The 485-nt window shown below is 69.5% G+C and carries 1 protein-coding gene; it reads right to left on the reverse strand.

Going from position 1 to position 485, the window contains the following annotated elements:
• Nucleotides 1–484 (reverse strand): sugar phosphate nucleotidyltransferase (locus LPA54_RS37120; protein ID WP_267487988.1); only part of this gene is annotated, 484 nt, incomplete at its 3' end.
• Nucleotide 485: the final 1 nt, after the last annotated feature.

Below are 485 nucleotides of genomic sequence, written 5' to 3' on the forward strand. Positions count from 1 at the left end.
TCTCCAGGAAGCGTTCCACGGTGAGTCCGTCGGAGCCCGGGGTGATCACGCCGAACGAGGGCGACTCCGCGCGCGGCACCCGGATCCCGGCCACGGTGACGCCGGCGCCGCTCTCGATGTGCTGGCCGAGCATCTGGCGCGGGTCCATGCGGTACACATGGTCGGCGCCGAACACCGCCACGTACTCCGGGCGCTCGTCGTAGATCAGGTTCAGCGACTGGAGGATGGCGTCGGCGCTGCCCAGGTACCAGCGCGGGCCGAGGCGCTGCTGCGCGGGGACCGGGGTGACGTAGTTGCCGAGCAGGCTGGACATCCGCCAGGTGGTGGTGATGTGCCGGTCCAGCGAGTGCGACTTGTACTGCGTGAGCACGCAGATCCGCAGGATGTCGCCGTTCACCAGGTTGGACAGCACGAAGTCGACGAGGCGGTACGTGCCGCCGAAGGTGACCGCCGGTTTGGCGCGGTCCGCCGTGAGGGGCATCAGG

The organism is Streptomyces sp. DH12 (assembly GCF_020873895.1).
Taxonomy (GTDB): domain Bacteria; phylum Actinomycetota; class Actinomycetes; order Streptomycetales; family Streptomycetaceae; genus Streptomyces.